Source organism: Arthrobacter sp. 4R501, from assembly GCF_002929755.1.
In the GTDB taxonomy this organism is placed as follows: Bacteria; Actinomycetota; Actinomycetes; order Actinomycetales; family Micrococcaceae; genus Arthrobacter.
The window spans coordinates 248,329-265,864 of the sequence record NZ_PJIW01000006.1 but is presented as its reverse complement, the minus strand read 5'-3'; the positions used below and the strand labels follow the sequence as shown (position 1 = coordinate 265,864).

General features: G+C 64.8%; 15 protein-coding genes. All 15 read right to left on the bottom strand.

Annotated features, from left to right (window positions below; translation table 11 throughout):
* Positions 1-197: 197 nt before the first annotated feature.
* The gene (locus CXR02_RS08150; protein WP_104061495.1) at positions 198-941 is read right to left on the bottom strand and encodes a polyprenol monophosphomannose synthase; all 744 of its coding nucleotides are present in this window, start codon (positions 939-941) and stop codon (positions 198-200) included.
* Between the two features lie 117 nt (positions 942-1,058).
* Complete coding sequence (locus CXR02_RS08145) at positions 1,059-2,714, bottom strand: amidohydrolase (protein ID WP_104061494.1); 1,656 nt, start codon at positions 2,712-2,714, stop codon at positions 1,059-1,061.
* A 63-nt stretch (positions 2,715-2,777) separates the two neighbouring features.
* Complete coding sequence (locus CXR02_RS08140; protein WP_104061493.1) at positions 2,778-5,687, bottom strand: RNA helicase; 2,910 nt, start codon at positions 5,685-5,687, stop codon at positions 2,778-2,780.
* A gap of 24 nt (positions 5,688-5,711) precedes the next feature.
* Positions 5,712-6,506 carry a twin-arginine translocase subunit TatC gene (gene tatC / locus CXR02_RS08135; RefSeq protein WP_104061492.1) on the bottom strand — a complete coding sequence of 265 codons (795 nt, stop codon included), beginning with the start codon at positions 6,504-6,506 and terminating at the stop codon, positions 5,712-5,714.
* A gap of 48 nt (positions 6,507-6,554) precedes the next feature.
* Positions 6,555-6,830, bottom strand: coding sequence for a Sec-independent protein translocase subunit TatA (gene tatA / locus CXR02_RS08130; RefSeq protein ID WP_056340008.1), 276 nt, complete (start codon positions 6,828-6,830; stop codon positions 6,555-6,557).
* Positions 6,831-6,862: 32 nt separating this feature from the next.
* Complete coding sequence (locus CXR02_RS08125) at positions 6,863-7,216, bottom strand: hypothetical protein (RefSeq protein ID WP_104061491.1); 354 nt, start codon at positions 7,214-7,216, stop codon at positions 6,863-6,865.
* A 10-nt stretch (positions 7,217-7,226) separates the two neighbouring features.
* Positions 7,227-9,212 (bottom strand): YafY family protein, encoded by a 1,986-nt coding sequence (locus tag CXR02_RS08120; RefSeq protein WP_104061490.1) that lies wholly within the window; start codon positions 9,210-9,212, stop codon positions 7,227-7,229.
* A gap of 106 nt (positions 9,213-9,318) precedes the next feature.
* Positions 9,319-9,714, bottom strand: a complete 396-nt coding sequence (locus CXR02_RS08115; protein ID WP_056340002.1) for an FKBP-type peptidyl-prolyl cis-trans isomerase — start codon at positions 9,712-9,714, stop codon at positions 9,319-9,321.
* Positions 9,715-9,755: 41 nt separating this feature from the next.
* Positions 9,756-10,697, bottom strand: a complete 942-nt coding sequence (locus CXR02_RS08110; RefSeq protein WP_104061489.1) for an FKBP-type peptidyl-prolyl cis-trans isomerase — start codon at positions 10,695-10,697, stop codon at positions 9,756-9,758.
* Positions 10,698-10,807: 110 nt separating this feature from the next.
* Entirely contained in the window at positions 10,808-12,172 is a 1,365-nt protein-coding gene (gene pafA / locus CXR02_RS08105; protein WP_104061488.1) for a Pup--protein ligase, read from the bottom strand.
* A gap of 1 nt (position 12,173) precedes the next feature.
* Positions 12,174-12,905, bottom strand: coding sequence for a proteasome subunit alpha (prcA, locus tag CXR02_RS08100; protein WP_104061487.1), 732 nt, complete (start codon positions 12,903-12,905; stop codon positions 12,174-12,176).
* A gap of 1 nt (position 12,906) precedes the next feature.
* Positions 12,907-13,728, bottom strand: a complete 822-nt coding sequence (prcB, locus tag CXR02_RS08095; RefSeq protein WP_104061486.1) for a proteasome subunit beta — start codon at positions 13,726-13,728, stop codon at positions 12,907-12,909.
* An 82-nt stretch (positions 13,729-13,810) separates the two neighbouring features.
* Complete coding sequence (locus CXR02_RS08090) at positions 13,811-14,014, bottom strand: ubiquitin-like protein Pup (RefSeq protein WP_056339984.1); 204 nt, start codon at positions 14,012-14,014, stop codon at positions 13,811-13,813.
* 84 nt (positions 14,015-14,098) lie between these two features.
* Positions 14,099-15,718 carry a depupylase/deamidase Dop gene (dop, locus tag CXR02_RS08085; RefSeq protein ID WP_104061520.1) on the bottom strand — a complete coding sequence of 540 codons (1,620 nt, stop codon included), beginning with the start codon at positions 15,716-15,718 and terminating at the stop codon, positions 14,099-14,101.
* Positions 15,719-15,768: 50 nt separating this feature from the next.
* Positions 15,769-17,520, bottom strand: a complete 1,752-nt coding sequence (gene arc, locus CXR02_RS08080) for a proteasome ATPase (protein ID WP_104061485.1) — start codon at positions 17,518-17,520, stop codon at positions 15,769-15,771.
* Positions 17,521-17,536: the final 16 nt, after the last annotated feature.

Here is a 17,536-nt window from a genome sequence, read left to right as displayed (position 1 = left end):
ACTCCCACACCGGTCCAACACCGAAAAGAACTGAACCTTCTGCTCCGGCGTGTATTTCCTCCTGCTGGCAGCTTCTTTCGTTAAAGACGACACGGTCGTTGCAACTCCCAAAAATTCTGGGTGTTGCAACGACCGCTAGAACCCGCCGATCACGTTGCCGGCCCGGCCCTTATCTTTTGTCCTAACGGCGTTGCAGGTCAGCCCTGTGCCGGATCCTTCTTGCCTGTGAGCTTGTTCCAGCGTGCCTGCAGGCCCCACCTGGTGACGTTGACCATGGCCTCAACAACAATGTTGCCGCTCATCTTTGACGCTCCGAGCTCGCGCTCCACGAACGTAATGGGGCGTTCCTCGATCCTGAGCCCCAGCTTGGCTACACGCCACGCCAAGTCAACCTGGAAGCCGTAGCCCACTGAATCGACAAGGTCGAGGTTCAGTTTTTCCAGCGTGGTCCGCCGGAAGGCGCGGTAGCCGCCGGTGACGTCCTTGATCTTCAGGCCCAGCATCAGCCGGGCGTACGTGCTGCCAGTGCGTGAAATCGCCTGCCGGTACAGCGGCCAGTTGACCACGCTGCCACCGGGAACCCAGCGGGATCCCATGGCAAGGTCCGCGCCCTGTTCAACGGCTTCCAGCAGCTGGGGAAGCTGTTCGGGCTGGTGTGAGCCGTCCGCATCCATTTCCACCAGGACGTCGTAGCCTGCCTCGAGTCCCCATTTGAACCCGGCAATGTAGGCGGCTCCCAGGCCAGCCTTGCCTTTGCGGTGCAGGACGTGAACCTGTGCATCCTCGGCGGCAAAGCCGTCCGCAAGCTGACCGGTGCCGTCCGGGCTGTTGTCGTCCACCACCAGTACGTCCGAGGCCGGTACGGCTGCGCGGAGGCGTTGAAGAGTCTTGGGCAGCGATTCCAGCTCGTTATAAGTAGGAATGATGGTGAGGACGCGCACAAAGGGCCTTCCTGGACGGGAGCGGTCGGAGCGGCTGAACCGTAGCGGAGTAGCTGGCGGTCAGGCGCAACTACCTATTATAGGGCGCTTTACGGGGGTGTTGGCCGGCGTGTCCGGTCATGAGCGCAGTGCCGGACTCGAATGCAGCTCCACGCCGTCCTTCACGGTCTGCAGGCACACCGGGTCCACGCCGGTATCAAGTGCCGGGAGAAGGGGCGTGCGGGCACGCGGATCCGTGCTCCAGGACTGGACGCGGCCGTCCGCCACCTGGACCATGAGCTCCTCAACATCCCAAACAGCGAAACTGGCCGGTGCGCCGGGAACCAGTTGCCCGGCCATCGGGTTGTGGTACTTTGCTGCCCGCCACCCCGCGCGGGTGTGGCCGATGAACGCTGCGCGGGCCGAGATCCGTTCAGCGTGGTTGTGGTGTTCCAGGCAGGCACGCACGCTGGACCACGGGCGCAGTGGTGTCACCGGGCTGTCGCTGCCGAAGCAGATGGGAACACCGGCAGCATAGAACGAGGCAAACGGGTTCATGGAGCGGCTCCGGCTCCCCAGGCGCTGCTCATACATGCCGCCTTCGTCCCCCCAGTCAGCGTCGAAGCGTGGCTGGGCGCTGACGGTGACGGAGTAGCGGGCCAGCTGTTGCACTGATTTGGGGTCTGCGACTTCCACATGTTCGAAGCGGTGGCCGGCGGCACGGATCCGTTGCTCGCCCACTTCGGCGGCCGCGAGTTCCAGTGCCTCCAGCGCGGCATCAAGTCCCGCGTCGCCGATGACGTGGAAGCCGCCCTGGATGCCCAGCAGCGAGCAGGCCGCCAGATGGGCGCCGGCCTGCTCTGCCGAGAGGTAGAGGCTGCCCCGCTCCCCCGCCGCGTCGCTGTAGCCGGCCCTCAGTGCCGCTGTCCTGGAGCCGAGGGAACCGTCAATGTTCAGGTCGCCGGCCAGGCCGCGCACGGATACGCCCAGTTCGTCCAGCAGCGCCCGGGCCTGCTCCTCGGAGGTGGCCAGTTCGCCCCAGTACGGCAGGATTTCCGGCATGGCCTCTCCGGCCGCCGTGTTCCACGCGGCGGCAAGGCGAAGGTCGGAAACTCCGCCGATATGCGGCGCGGCCATCTCCGCCAGTGCCACATACCCGTTTTCGGCCGCTTCGGTCAGGGCGCGCCGCTGGTAGGCCAGGAGGCTGGCCTCCGGGAGCCGCCGTGCTTCCTGGCGGGCCGCTGTATGGGCGGCCCGCTTCACTTGTGCACCCGCGCTGTAGCCGTCCAGCCCGCCAAGCCCGGCGGCGGCAGCCAAGGAGGAAGAGACCAACGCCGAATGCGCATCCACCCTGGCGAGGAACACGGGCCTGCCGCCGGCGGCCTGCTCAAGCTCCTCGGGCGCCGGCAGGGACGGGTCCTCCCACGTGGATTCATCCCAGCCATGACCCAGCAGGGGGCCGTCGCCTTTAGCTGCGGCCACGGCATCGAGTAATTGCCGGGCGGAACGGATCCCGCCCAGCTGGAGGGAACCCAGTGCGATGCCGGTTTCCGTGAGGTGGACGTGGGAGTCAACAAACCCCGGCGCTACGAGGGCTCCATGGAGGTCGATGATCTCCATGGAGCTGTCGGCGATGGAGGATGCCGCCTGCTCGGAGCCGACCCAGGCAACCGTGTCGCCGTCAACGAGCATGGCGGTGGCAAAGGGGTCTGCTGCTGTGTAGACCGAGCCGTTGCGGTACAGGACCACTTTCCGCTCGTGCGACGCGGGCGTGGTGGAACGTTCAGTGGTCATGCGGGCGAAGCTCCTGGGGCTAGGGGGAAGAAGGCAGGCTGCCGGTGCATCAAAGCCGGGACATCAAAGTACGGAAGAGTAGGCCACGACGCCGCGGCGGATGAGTGATATTGCTTCTGCGCAAAGCCTGGAGACGCGCGGATCCAGGCCGGGAATCTTGGCGAGCTGGTCCAGGAGGTCGATGACCTGTTTGACCCAACGGACGAAGTCGCCCGCCGCCAGGTCCGTGCCGTTGAGCACTTCCTGGAGGTGGCGTCCCTTGGCCCATTTGTACATCGGCCAGACAAGACCGAGTTCCGGTTCGGCAGTCAGCGGAAGTTTGTTCGCCTCTTCCACGTCCTCCAGGGCCGACCATTCCCGGACCACCACATCCACGGACGATTCAAGCGAGACGCTGGGCATCCGGGGGCGGAGGCCCCTGTCCTCGCGTTTGGCCTGGTAGACCAGGACGCTGGCCAGGGCTGCTACTTCGACGGCGTCCAGGTCGTTGAGCGCGCCCAGCCGTAGTGCTTGCGAAATCAGCAGGTCCTTCTCGCCGTAGATCCGGCGGAGCTGCTGGCCGTCCGGGCTGATGGCCAGGCGCCCGTCAGCTCCCGCTTCCAGGTAGCCGTAGGCGGAAAGGACATCGCAGACGCGATCGAAGGTCTTGGCAATGGTGTTGGTCCGGCCCTGGATCTGCCGGACCAGGGCATCCGTCTCCCGGCGCAGCTTCCACCAGCGCTCAGACCAGCGCGCGTGGTCTTCACGCTCGCTGCAGCCGTGGCAGGGGTGGGCCCGGAGCGCCCGGCGAAGCTCCGTGATGCGTTTCTCCTGATGGGGCAAAACGGACCCCATGCCAAAATCGGTGCTGCGGCCGGGGGCAGGCGGGCGGTTCTCGCGCAGTGCATTCCTGGCCGACGATGCGAGGTCACGCCGGGATTTCGGGACCTTTGCGTTGAACGACTTCGGAATGCGGATCCGTGTCAGGGGCGCGATGGGGCCCTCAAGGTCCTCGGTGCCGATTCGCCTGAGCTGGTTGTCGAGCGTCAGGATGGCAGGCCGCGGCTCCCTGCCGCTGTGGTCCGAGCTGAGCACAATCGCCGGTCCGGGCGCCCGCCCGCCCGGGACGTCTACCACGTCGCCGGGCATCAGCCGTGCCAGGGAGTCTTCATTCAGCGACTTATGAGCACGGGACTTGCTGCGGGAGGTGGCATTCTCGGCGTCGGACAGCTCACGGCGCAACCGGGCATACTCGGTGAAGTCTCCGAGGTGGCAGGTCATGGATTTTGCGTATCCCGCGAGGGACTCTTCGCGGCTGCGCACCTGCTTGGCAAGTCCGACAACGGACCGGTCGGCCTGGAACTGCGCGAAGGAGGATTCAAGGATTTCCCGCGCACGGGCGCGGCCAAACTGCGCCAACAGGTTGATGCTCATGTTGTACGTCGGCCGGAAGCTTGAGTTCAGCGGATACGTACGCCGCGAGGCGAGGCCGGCAACGGCCGCAGGGTCCGTGCCCGGCTGCCACAGGACAACGGCATGGCCTTCGACGTCGATGCCGCGGCGGCCCGCGCGGCCGGTCAGCTGCGTGTACTCCCCCGCGGTGATGTCCACGTGGGCTTCGCCATTGAACTTCTCGAGCTTCTCCAGGACCACGGAGCGGGCCGGCATGTTGACGCCCAGGGCCAGCGTTTCGGTGGCGAACACAGCCTTGACCAGGCCCTCAACGAAGAGCTTCTCCACTACTTCCTTGAACGTAGGCAGCATGCCGGCATGATGGGCCGCGAAGCCACGGAGGAGTCCGTCCCGCCACGTCCAGAATCCCAAGACGTCCAGATCCTCTGACGGGATGTCCTGCCCGGCCTCGTCAACGCGCTGCGCAATGATCTGCTGCTCCTTCTCCGTGGTCAGCCAGAGTCCGGACGAGACACATTGGGCAACGGCGGCATCGCAGCCTGCCCGCGAGAAGATAAACGTGATGGCGGGCAGCAGGTCCTGCCGGTCCAGGCTGGCAATCACTTGGGGACGGCTGGCCTTCCGGACGGCGCCGGGCTGGGCCCCCTGCCGGGGGCGGTCCTCTGTCCGTTGCCGGTGCTGCCGGCGCTGGCTCCGTCCGCCGTGACCGAAGCGTCCGGCGAAACTTTGCTGGCCTTCGCTGCGGGCCATTTTGAGCAGGTCCGGATTGACCTCGAACCCCGGCCCGTCCGCGTCTTTGGTGGCCGCGGTGAGCCGCTCCTGGACCGGTAGTGGAGCTCCGGTCACCGCATCCGCGGGCGGCGCGATTTCGTCGAAGGTGGTTTCTCCGGCGAACAGGTCCACGATGTCCCGGCCCACCATAACGTGCTGCCACAGGGGAACCGGGCGGTGCTCGGAGACAATGATGTCGGTGTCGCCGCGCACGGTATCCAGCCAGGCGCCGAATTCTTCTGCGTTGGAAACCGTCGCGCTGAGGGAAGCTACCTGGACTTCGCTGGGGAGGTGGATGATGACTTCCTCCCAGACGGCACCACGGAAGCGGTCCGCGAGGTAGTGGACTTCGTCCATGACCACAAAGCCGAGGTCATCCAGAGTGTCCGAGTCCGCGTAGAGCATGTTCCGGAGGACTTCCGTGGTCATGACCACCACGGGGGCGTCCCCATTGATGCTGGTGTCGCCGGTAAGCAGACCGACGTTTTCCGCCCCGTACTTTTCGGAGAGTTCCGTGAATTTTTGGTTGCTCAGAGCCTTGATCGGGGTGGTGTAGAAGGCCTTGAGGTTTCGTTGCAAAGCGAGATAGATGGCAAATTCGCCCACGATGGTTTTACCGGCACCAGTGGGGGCAGCCACCAGCACTCCCTTGCCGTCCTGGAGGGACCGGCAGGCGAGGCGCTGGAATTCGTCAAGTTCAAAATCAAGGGTGCGGACAAACCCGCCGAGGTAGGTGCCCGCTTCGGCCGTGCGTTCCGCGCTGGCCCGGTAGCTTTCAGAGGGCGAGAGTGGCCCGGAAATAGAGGACATGCCTCAAGCCTAGTGCGCCGCGCGCTACAGGTTCTTCAGTTCGTTGCCGGGCGTCGCGATGTCGGCTGTCGCGTCCGTCTCAGCAGCCTGTTTCGCCACGCGCTTGTCACGGCGCTTGTCGTTGAAGATACACAGCCCGATCGCCGCGAAGAACAGAATCAGCAGCGGCGCAGCAAGCAGGAACATGGACAGCGCGTCCGTGCCTGGTGCGGCCAGTGCCGCCAGGACAAAGACCAGGAAGACGATAATCCGCCAGGCTTTGAGGATGGTCCGGCCCCTGATCACACCGGCCATGTTGATGCCGACCAGGATCACGGGGACCAGGAAAGAGATCCCGAGGATGAGCAACATCTGCGTGGCAAACGTCAGGTAGTCGGTGGCCGAGATGTTGTTGGCGCCGGTGGCGGGTGTGAACTGTAGCAGCGCCCTGACCACGGTGGGGAACACGAGCCAGGCTACAAACACGCCGGCCAGGAACAGGGGCACAGCGGCCGCCATGAAGCCGAGCGTGTAGCCGCGTTCCTTCTTGGTCAGGCCCGGGGTGATAAAAGCCCACACCTGATAGATCCAGACAGGGCTGGAGATAACCAGCCCTATCTGGATGGCAATCTGGATCTTGAAGGCAAAAGGATCGGCGATGGTCGCAAAGTTCAGGACCGCGGTGCGCCCCGTATCCCGGGCAATGGAAATCAGCGGGTCCGACAGGCTGGCCACGACTGGATCGTAAAGGAACCAGCCGCCCACGCCGGCAACCAGCACAGCAATCGCCGATTTGATCAGCCGGTTCTTGAGCTCTTTGAGGTGGTCCCAAAGAGCCATCCGCCCCTCAGGGTTGGACTTACGGCCCCGCGTCAGTGCCACTTCGGGTTAGGCGCGGGTCGACGGCGGAACGTCAGTGCCGTCGGTCGGCTCACCGGGCTTCGCCGGCGGGTGGTTAACGATCTTGCCTTCCACCGGGCCGGAAGCCGTGTCGGTGGAGTCGGTTTTGCCGTCGTTCTTCATTTCCTTGACCTCGGACTTGATGATCCGCATGGACTGGCCAAGGCTGCGGGCCATGGCAGGGAGTTTGGGCGCGGCGAAAAGCAGCAGCGCAACGACGATGATAATGACAATTGGCCACGGGCCATCAAAGAGTCTTCCCACGGGAAATCCTTTCCTCTAACAACATCCTACGTCTAACTGAGATTGAGATCGCGAAGTGACTGGGGCTGGCCCCGATCGTGCTTACGCTGGACGCGCCTCTGGCGGCGGCCCTCCCGGCGGGATGACTTGGATGCGTCGTAATCATGACGCATCTGGGCCGGTGAGGCAAAAACAGCCGCACCGGGCGGAGTTGACCCTGGCGGCTGGGAGCCGTCGTCGACGGTGGCCGCTGCCGGCGCCCGGTATGCCACTTTAGCTCCGGCGGCGCCCAGGTCCTTCATTACCGCCATGAACTGGCGGTACAGCCGGATGCCCAGGAGGACATAAAAGAGCAGGGAGAGCGCAATAAGCGCAATCCAGATCAGGATCCAGGACCACCAAGGCATGCTGACGAGTCTAGCCGCCGTACCCGGCCAGGGCCGCCTCGATCCAGTCCAGCGCTGCCGCCCCCAGCTCGGACGGTTCAACGATCCGGGCGGCCCCGCCGTGCTGGGCCACGAACATGGGCAGCCAGGCCGTGCTGCCGAACCGGATCTCGGCTACAAGGCCGCCGTCGGGAAGGGGTGCCACACGTTCGGCGTAATAATCGTCCGCCAAGCCGGCGCCCTGCCTGGTGAGCTGAACGAGGACCGTGGTGTCGTCATCATTGGGGGTGAAGAGCTTGGCCGGAAAGCTTTCCCCGGCCCGGACCTGCGTGGAGGCGGGATTTCCGTTCGGGTGGACCTCCTGCACCCGGTCCAGCCTGAAGTTCCGCAGCCCCTGGGCCGAATGGCAGTAGGCCTCGAAGTACCAGGTGTTGTCCAGGGAATACAGGCGGAGCGGATCCACGTCCCGTACGGAGACCTGGTCGCGCTGGGCGGAGAAGTACACGAGCCGTAGCTGCGATCGCTCCTGGATTGCACCACGGACAACGTCAAGGACGGCCGAATCCGACGGGCCCACCTCCGGACCGGCAAGCGAACCGGCCCGCAGCCCTTCTTCGCCGGCCGCTGCCATCAGTTTGAGGGTCACCGACTCCAGGGCACCTCCTTCGGCAAGTTCGGGAAGCCCGTTGAGCGTCTCGAGCCCGGTCAGCAGCGCGCAGGCCTCGTCCACCGTAAACCGGACCGGCCTCTTGAGATCCAGGTCCTGGGTGATGTAAACGTGGCCTTCCTCCCAGTGGATGTCCAGGAGGTCGTCAGGGTATCCCTCGGGAAGGCCGGAGCAGATGAGGATCCGCAGGTCGCTTTCCAGCTCCGCGGGCGTGACTCCGAAGCGGGCTGCGACGTCCTGGATATGCAGGCCCTGGTTGTGGACCAGGAACGGCACCAGCTGCAGCATGCGCTTGAGCTGGTCCTCAGACGTGCGTTTCCGGACGGTGCGGCCCTGCGGTGCGTCCGCAAACAGATAGGCAGGGCTGGGAGCGGCGCAGAAGGCGGCAGCGTTGCGCAGCCGGTGCCGCACGGCTGCCACCAGCTCGTCGGGAGCATGTGCCACAGCGTCCGGGCCATAGGATGCGAGCTCCTCGGCCAGCACCTCAGCGTCCCTGAAGTTGACCTGCAGCCGTTCGTAGCCGGCGTCGGGCGTTCCGGCACTTCCCTCGGGAACCGGCGTGGCGCGCCGGCGCAGGCCAAGGAGGCGGCCCTCCCGGACGTCCACGACGGCGGTCCGGAGCGGGAGCTCCGGAAGCCGGTCCAGTTCTGCGCGGACATTGAAGTTTGGCGGCGCCGGGTAGGTTTCCTTCTCCAGCACCGTGACGGGGCCCGTGAACCGGGAGAGCCGGAAGTGGCGCGGTGCCTTGCGCGAGCGGTCGTAGCCGGTCAGATACCACTGGCCGAAGCGGCTGCCGAGGCCCCACGGCTCCACCGTCCGTTGCTCTTCCTTGCCGGTGGTGCCTGCCAGGTAGGGAAAGCTGACGGGATGCTGGGCGTGCATGGCAGCCACCACATCATCAAAGGCCTGGCCCGCCGGCCGGATCCGCGGCTGAACACCAACCGGAAGTTCGACGTCGGACACGGTGCCGGAGGCCTGGAGCTTGCGGAGGGCGCTGGCAGCGGCGGTTCCCAAGGCGGCACGCTCCCACAACTGGGACGCCAGGAGGAGGACGGTCCACTCCCCCGGGCTGAGCTGGACATCAGGCAGGCGGTTCGATTCCTTGCCGATGCGGTAGCGGGTGGTGGCCGGATCATCTTCGCTCCAGCCGAGGTCCGTGACGGTTTCCACATCGAAGCCGAACTGCCGGAGGTCATTCTTGTCCCGCTCAAACATCCTGCCGAAGGCCACGTCGTTGCCGGACGTGTCATGGTAGACCTTCGCCCGCAACTCTGCCCGGCGCAGGCCGTATTTGGTGTTCAGCAGGGCTATCAGGAGGTTCAGCAGGCGTTCAGTACGGGAGACGGACACGCTGGCTACGTTACTAAACTCCTCCGCGGAAAGCAGAAAGCGCGGCAACCAACAGGAAAACAAAACCCTGATTGTTACCGCGCCTTCCGGCGTTACGATGCTTCGGTCAGCGGACGCCCACGAGGTCCACCACGAAGATCAGCGCTTCGTTGGGGCCAATGGCTCCGCCGGCCCCGCGGGAGCCGTACGCCAGTTCGGAAGGAATCTCCAGGCGACGGCGGCCGCCCACCTTCATGCCCAGCAAGCCCTGGTCCCAGCCCTGGATGACCTGGCCCACGCCCACACGGAAGTCCAGCGGGGCGCCGCGGCCCCAGGAAGCGTCGAACTCTTCGCCGGTGGACCAGGCCACACCGACGTAGTGGGTGGAGACCGTGTCGCCCTTTTTGGCCTCGGCACCGTCACCCTCGATGAGGTCGGTGATAACCAGTTCGGTGGGGACATCGCCTTGCGGGAAGTCAATTTCCGGCTTCTGGCGGTCGAAATCGCGCTGACCAAATGACATGGTTGCTCCTTTGATTATTTGGGTGGGTGATGTGTTGCTGTTTACTTGACGCCGAGGATGTCCACAACGAAGACAAGGTCACCCTTGGCTTCGCCCTGGCCGGCATCACCGTACGCGAGGTCCTTGGGGACCACCAGGAGGACCCGGGAGCCCACCGTCTTTCCCGCCAGTCCCTGGGTCCAGCCCGGAATGACGCCGGTCAACGGGAAGCTCGCCGGCTCGCCGCGGTCAAAGCTTGAATCAAATTTAGTGCCGCCCACGAGGTTCACGCCAACATAGTTGACGGTCAACGTGTCGGTTTCCTTAACCTCCGCGCCGGTGCCCTTGATCAGGTCCTGGGACACGAGTTCTGTGGGCGCGGCGATTCCGTCAACGGAGATCTCCGGCACGCCCTGGTCGTTGTCCTTCACGGTCGGCAGGCCGGCCGGCGGGGTGACAGTCTCGCCTTCGGGCTTTGCGAGCGGAGCGACGGTCTGCGGTGCGTCCTTGGTGGAGAGCACCTTGATCAGGAGAAGCTGCGTTGGCTGGGCGGGGGCGCCTTCAGCGGTTGCGGCCTGGCCCGGGATGGCCAGGGCAAGGCTCGAGCCAACTTTGGAGCCAACAAACGCACTGTAGATAACCGGGCTTCCGGTCTTCAGTTCCTCGTTCAGCTGCAGTGGTTCGGGCTCGCCGGGGAAGGTGTCCTCCAGCGTGGAACCGTCCGCACCGCTGAGCGCGAGGATGGAGATGTTTGCGATCTGGTTATCTTTGACCCGGTCACCGTCACCTTCGGCGACCACCTTGATGGTGGGTTCGGTGACTTCGAGGGGCTTGGAGAACTCGACACCGGGAGCCTTCTTGTCCCCGTGGTCCGTCAGTTTCAGGGAGTCGAACTTGGCAGTGTCACCGGCAGACTGGCTGGTGGGTTCCGGTGCTGCGGGCGAACCGCCACAAGCGGTAAGCAGCAGCAGGCCGGGGATCAGGATTGCTAGGAGTCGGCGCACGTAAGAGAACTTTCGTCGGGGCAGGGTGGACGCGGAACCGGAATCAGGCGCCCGGCACCGCTGCAAGGCCAAGGAACGGCCCCATCAAGGATAGCCCGTGAACCTGAACGTCAGCCCATAGAGCCCAGCAGGGCATCCACCCTCTCATCGACGCTTCGGAAGGGATCCTTGCACAGGATGGTCTGGTGCGCGCGGTCGTTCAGCTTCAGGTGCACCCAATCAACCGTGTAATCCCTGCCCAGTTCCTGGGCGCGCCGGACGAAATCGCCCCTTAGCTTGGCCCGCGTGGATTGCGGCGGCACGTCCACAGCGTCTTTGATCACGGTATCGTCCACAACCCGCCGAACCGCACCGCGGGACTGCAGGATGTAGTACAGCCCGCGGCTCCGCGAAATGTCATGGTACGTAAGATCCAGCTGGGCAATCCTGGGCGCGTCCAGGCCCAGGCCGTGCCGCTGCCGGTAGTTGTCCATCAGTTTTTTCTTGATGGCCCAGTCGATTTCCGTGTCGATCGCGCTGGTGTCACCGCTCTCGATGGCGTTCAGGGTCCGTTGCCAAAGATCAAGGATGAACGGTACGTGGGGATTGTGGGCCCCTTGCTCCTGAACAAAGGCCGTGACCTTGGTGAGGTACTCCTGCTGGATCTCCAGGGCCGTGAGCTGGCGACCGTTGGCCAGACGGACCAGCGCCCTTCCACTGAGGTCGTGGGAAATCTCGCGGATGCTGCGGATGGGGTTTTCCATCCTCATGTCGCGCATGATCACTCCCGCCTCAATCATGCGCAGGATGAGGTCCACGGTGCCGACCTTGAGCAGGGCCGTGGTTTCGGACATGTTGGAGTCGCCCACAATGACATGGAGCCGGCGGAAGAATTCGGCGTCGGCGTGCGGTTCATCGCGGGTGTTGATGATGGGCCGTGACCGCGTGGTTGCCGAGGAGACACCCTCCCAGATGTGGTCTGCCCGCTGGGAAAACGCGTACGTCGCCCCGTGCGGAGTCTTCAGGATTTTCCCTGCGCCGGCGATCAGCTGGCGGGTCACCAGGAACGGGATCAGGATCTCCGCGAGCCGGGAGAATTCGCCGCGGCGCGGGATGAGGTAGTTTTCATGGCTGCCGTAGGAGTTACCGGCCGAATCCGTGTTGTTCTTGAACAGGTAGACCGTGCCGTTGAATCCTTCCGCGGCCAGCCTTGCCTGTGCCTCGTCAACGAGGTCGTCCAGAATCAGCTCACCCGCGCGGTCGTGCGCAATGAGCTGGGCCAGGTCATCACATTCGGCCGTGGCGTACTCAGGGTGTGAGCCGACGTCGAGGTACAACCGGGAGCCGTTGGTCAGGAACACGTTGGATGACCGACCCCAGCTGACCACCTTGCGGAACAGGTACCGGGCCACTTCTTCCGGGGCCAACGGCCTAGAATCGGGGCTCGAATACGAGATTCCGAACTCGGTCTCGATACCGAAGATTCTCTTGTCCATCTCAGTCCTCCTCAGCAAGCAGCGCCGTGATATCAGAATCGTTGAGCCGCCGGAAGGCTCTGCGGAAACCCCGGGAGGTCTCCGACTGCCTGTCCAGCACGGCAACCTCCACGGCCTTGGCGGGAAGAGTTCCTCCCGCTTCGCCCTGTTCAGCGGCCGGGTCTGGGCCGCTGGACAGGCCGCGGGTAGCCAGGCGGACAGCACCTGCGAAACGCAGCGACGGTCGCCAGCCCTCGGCGATTACCGCCGAGACACGCTCCGCCTGGCCGCCCATCACGATGAATCCGTGCTCGTCGGCGATGGACCCGTCGAAGGTGAGCCGGTAGAGGTGGTCCTGTTCCGGCGTGGGGCCAACCTCGGCGACGGCCAGTTCCACTTCGAAGGGTTTCTGTTCTGCGGTGAAGACGGCACCGAGGCTCTGCGCGTAGACACTCGCGAGCCCGCGTGCGGTGACGTCCTCGCGGTCGTAGGAGTAACCACGGACATCGGCGTACCGCACTCCGGCCTGGCGCAGGCTTTCGAATTCGTTGTACTTGCCGACGGCAGCAAACGCGATTTTGTCGTAGATCTCGCCGATCTTATGCAGTGAGGGTGAGGGGTTCTCAGCGACTAAAGCAATACCGTCCTGGCAGCTGATGACCACCACGGACCTGCCGCGGGCGATGCCTTTCCGTGCGAAGTCCGCACGGTCCTTCATCAGTTGTTCAGGCGAGACATAGAACTGCTGCGTCATCTTAGGCCTCCCGCCGTTCGGCGGACCTGGCTTCGATAATCCTGCCCGCCACAGCGGCGAGCTCGGATTCGGGGATCCGCCGCGCGCCATCCCTGTTCACGGTGTACACCACCGGCCACAATTGACGGACGGGATCTGGACCACCTGTGGCGGAGTCGTCGTCGGCCGCGTCGTAAAGGGACTCGACCGCCACGGAGACTGCCTCGGCTTCGGCCAGGTTGGGCCGCCAGAGCTTCTTCAGCGCGCCGCGGGCAAAAACGGAACCGGAGCCGACCGTGTGGTGCTCGCGTTCCTCGTACCTGCCGCCGGTGACGTCGTAGGAGAAGAGCCGGCCCACGCCGGCAGTTGTGTCGAAGCCGGCGAACAGCGGCACGACGGCGAGTCCCTGCAGGGCCATCGGCAGGTTCCCGCGGATCATGGCCCCCAGCCGATTGGCTTTGCCGTCGAGGCTCAGCAGGGTGCCCTCGATCTTTTCGTAGTGCTCCAGCTCCACCTGGAAGAGCCGCGTCAGGTCAATCGCGATGCCGGCAGTGCCGGCGATCCCCAGCACTGAATACCTGTCGGCCGGGAACACCTTTTCGATGTGCCGGCTGGCAATGACGTTGCCCATGGTGGCCCGCCTGTCCCCGGCCATCAGGACGCCGCCGCCATAGCTCATTGCCACGATCGTGGTGGCATGGGGTACCTGCAGCGGAGCTGTGGCCGCCGCTGCAGCAGGCATGGCACGGTTGTACGGAAGCAGGTCCGGCCGGTCGCGCTGCAGATGCTCGGTGAATGAGGATGTCGCGTTGCCGGCTACCTGGTTGGCGGTTGTTTCCTGCACTGATGCACTCCTTGTACGTGGTCCTTCAACGGCGGTACAGATTCCGGCCGGACGCGGCTTCCGCCACCCATCCGGATCCGGGTTACTGGCCGCCCTTTTGGACGAAGGCGCGGACGAACTCCTCGGCGTTGGATTCCAGGACTCCGTCGATTTCATCCAGGAGGTCGTCGACGCCCTGCGTGGCGGCCGATGCCTGGGCTTCCGGGGCTGCCGGAGGCGCCTCCGGGATCTCGTCCTCAACCTGGCTGTCGTGTGATTGTGGCTTCTGCTGCTCCTGGCCTGCCATGGTGATCTCTCCTCTACAATCCTCGGATCCGGGCGGATCTGCTGATACGCCCATATTGCCACGCTGTCCGCCCGACGGCGCGGTTTACGCCGCAGGCGGAGCGGTGTTATGCCCCAAAAGTTCGGCGAGGAACGGACCGGCCGTCCGGTGGCGGGCAAAGAGCCCTCCCGTGAGGGCTTTGGTGCCGCGCAGGGGTTCCCGGGTTGGCACGCGCTGAAGCCGGCCGTAGCCCGGAACGTCGAAGATGACCGAGTCCCAGCTGGCCCCCACCACGTCTTTGCCGAAGCTGCTGATGCAACGTCCGCGGAAGAAGGCACGAGTGTCCGACGGCGGTTCGGTCATCGCTGCGGCGATGGCTCCGTCGTCGACGATCCGCTGCATGCGGTTCCGTGCCAGGAACCGGTAGTACAGTCCCTTCTCCGGCCTGATGTCTGCCCACTGGAGGTCCACGAGGCCGAGCCTAGCGTCACCCCAGGCAAGGTCGTCGCGGTTCCGGTAACCCTCAAGGAGGGAGAGCTTGGCCAACCACTCCACGGAGGTGGCCGCCGCGTTCCTGTCGGAATCGAGCTGGGTCAGCGTGGCAGCCCAGCGCTCCAGCACCTGATGTGTATGGCCGTCCCCGTCCACGGCATCGGCAACGCCGGTGTCCTGCGCCAGCTTGGCCGCCGCCTCGTGGTAGATCCATTGCAGGTCCAGGGCCGTCACGCGGCGCCCGTCCAGCAGCCTGAGTTTGGCTGTCAGCGACGTATCGTGGCTGACTGTCTGGAGGGCTGCGACGGGTTCGTGGACCTCCACTTTGGGCGCCAGCCCGGCCTCGATCAGGCTCAGGACCATGGCAGTGGTGCCGAACTTGAGGTAGTTCGAGGATTGGCTCAGGTTGGCGTCCCCGATGATCACATGCAGGCGCCGGTATTTGTCGGCGGTGGCGTGCGGCTCATCCCGGGTGTTGATGATGGGACGCCGGATGGTGGTTTCCAGGCCCACCTCCGCCTCGAAGAAGTCTGCGCGCTGGCTGATCTGGTACCCGGGCGTGGAGCTGTCCTGCCCCAGGCCTACCCGCCCGGCGCCGCAGATGATCTGCCGCGTGACGAAGAACGGCGTCAGCCCCCGCACGATGTCCCCGAAGGGTACCGAGCGTGGCATGAGGTAGTTCTCGTGGGAGCCGTAGGAGACGGATTTGTTGTCCGTATTGTTTTTGTACAGGTTGACCGGAGGGAGCTCGGGATCCGCGGCGAGGCGGCGGACGGCCGCCAGCGCGACGAGGTCCCCGGCTGCATCCCAGATCACCGCATCGCGGGGGTTGGTCACCTCGGCACTGGAGTACTCCGGGTGGGCATGATCAACGTACAAGCGGGCTCCGTTGCCCAGGACCATGTTCATCAGGAGGCTGCCGGACTCGTCCTCGCCGTCCAGTTCCAATTCCTCGCGGCCGTAAGCAAGCGCCACCGCTTCGGCGTCGAGTACCGGCGGCTGGTCTGTCAGCTGGCTGGGGTGGGCCGAGGCCCTTTCCAGGGTCCAGCCACGGGCGTCGTGGAGGGGCTCCTCGTCTGTGTAATCCCAACGGGTTTCTGCTCCTCCGGCCGCCCTTTGCCGCGTCACCTGGGCATAAGCCTGGACAACCCGGGCGGACATCATTGTGGCGTTTGCTCCGGGCGCGGACGGGGCGTGGATGCCGTATTCCGTTTCCGCCCCCATGACGCGCATGGCCCCGCCGGCCGGGAGCCCTCCCCCGCCGGCGCGTTCCGGGGCTGCCGTCACAGGTACTGTCCCGTGTTCGGCATCGTTTCGATGGACTTGCCGGGCTCCTGGCCTGCCTTACCCTGCACGATGGTGCGGATGTAGGTGATCCGTTCGCCCTTCTTGCCTGAGATCCGCGCCCAGTCGTCCGGGTTGGTGGTGTTGGGCATGTCCTCGTGCTCGCGGAATTCATCCACCACGGCACGCAGCAGGTGCTCGATCCGAAGACCCTTCTGGTGCAGTGTCAGGAGATCCTTGATGGCGTACTTCTTGGCCCGGTCCACAACGTTCTGGACTACGGCGCCCGAATTGAAGTCCTTGAAGTAGAGCATTTCCGTATCGCCGTTGGCGTAGGTGACTTCCAGGTACTCGTTGGACTTCTCCGTGGAGTACATGGCTTCAACCGTCCGCTGGACCATGGCGTCCACTGTCGCCTGGACGTCGCCGTCGTGTTCGGCGAGGTCGGACTCGTGGAACGGCAGGTCCGTCGTGATGTATTTGTTGAAGATATCGGCCGCGGCCTCTGCGTCGGGGCGCTGGATTTTGACTTTCACGTCCAGGCGACCGGGGCGGAGGATGGCGGGGTCGATCATGTCCTCGCGGTTGGATGCACCGATCACAATGACGTTGTCCAGCCGCTCCACGCCGTCGATCTCACTCAGCAGCTGCGGGACGATGGTGGTCTCGACGTCGGAGGAGATCCCGGTTCCACGTGTACGGAACAGCGAATCCATTTCGTCAAAGAAGACCACTACGGGGCTGCCGTCCGAGGCCTTCTCGCGGGCCCGGGAGAAAATCAGGCGGATGTGGCGCTCTGTCTCGCCCACGTACTTGTCCAGAAGCTCCGGACCCTTGATGTTGAGGAAATAGCTCTTCAGGTCCACATTGCCGGACCGTTCCGCGGCACGGGCGGCGAGGGAGTTGGCAACAGCCTTCGCAATCAGGGTCTTGCCGCACCCTGGCGGACCGTACAGCAGGATGCCCTTCGGGGCTTTCAGCCCATGCTCGCGGTAGAGGTCCGGGTGCAGGAACGGCAGTTCCACTGCGTCCCGGATCTGCTCGATCTGCGGACCGAGGCCGCCGATGTCCTCGTAGGTGATGTCGGGGACTTCTTCGAGGACCAGGTTCTCCACTTCGGAGCGGGGCACTTTTTCGAGGGCGTAACCGGTGCGCGAGTCGATGGACAGTGCGTCCCCCACCCTGAGCTTTTCGGTGAGCAGGGCTCCGGAGAGCCTGATGACACGTTCCTCGTCCGCCCGCCCCACCACCAGTGCGCGGTCCGTTCCGAGCATTTCCTTAAGGGTGGCGAGTTCACCGGCGCGTTCATAGCCGAGGCCGGCAACAACCAGCAATGCCTCGTTGAGGAGGACCTCCTGGCCGACCGCCAGTTGGCTGATGTTGACCAGGGGGCTGATGCCCACCCGCATCTTCCGGCCGGCGTTGAAAATGTCCACCGATTCCTCGGTGGCAGCTTGGCCGCTATTGCCCGCTGCCGGCAGCCGCCTGGGATTGAGCTGCAGGACGGTGCCGAAGCTGTACGGGGGCTGGCCCTCCTGGTCCAGGGCATTTTTCAGCCGCAGAATCTCGGCCTTGGCCGCTTCCAGCATGCTGACCAGCTTCGCGTTGTTCTGCGTGGCGGCCGCAAGCTGGCGGTCAATGTGCCTGAGCTTGTCGCGGAGGACATTGGCCTGCCGCTCCGCAGCCGTCAGCTCGTTGGCGGCCGACTGCTCCGCCGGTGTACGTCCGGAGTCCTGATTCGGCGTCTCCATGGTGCATCAGCCCCTT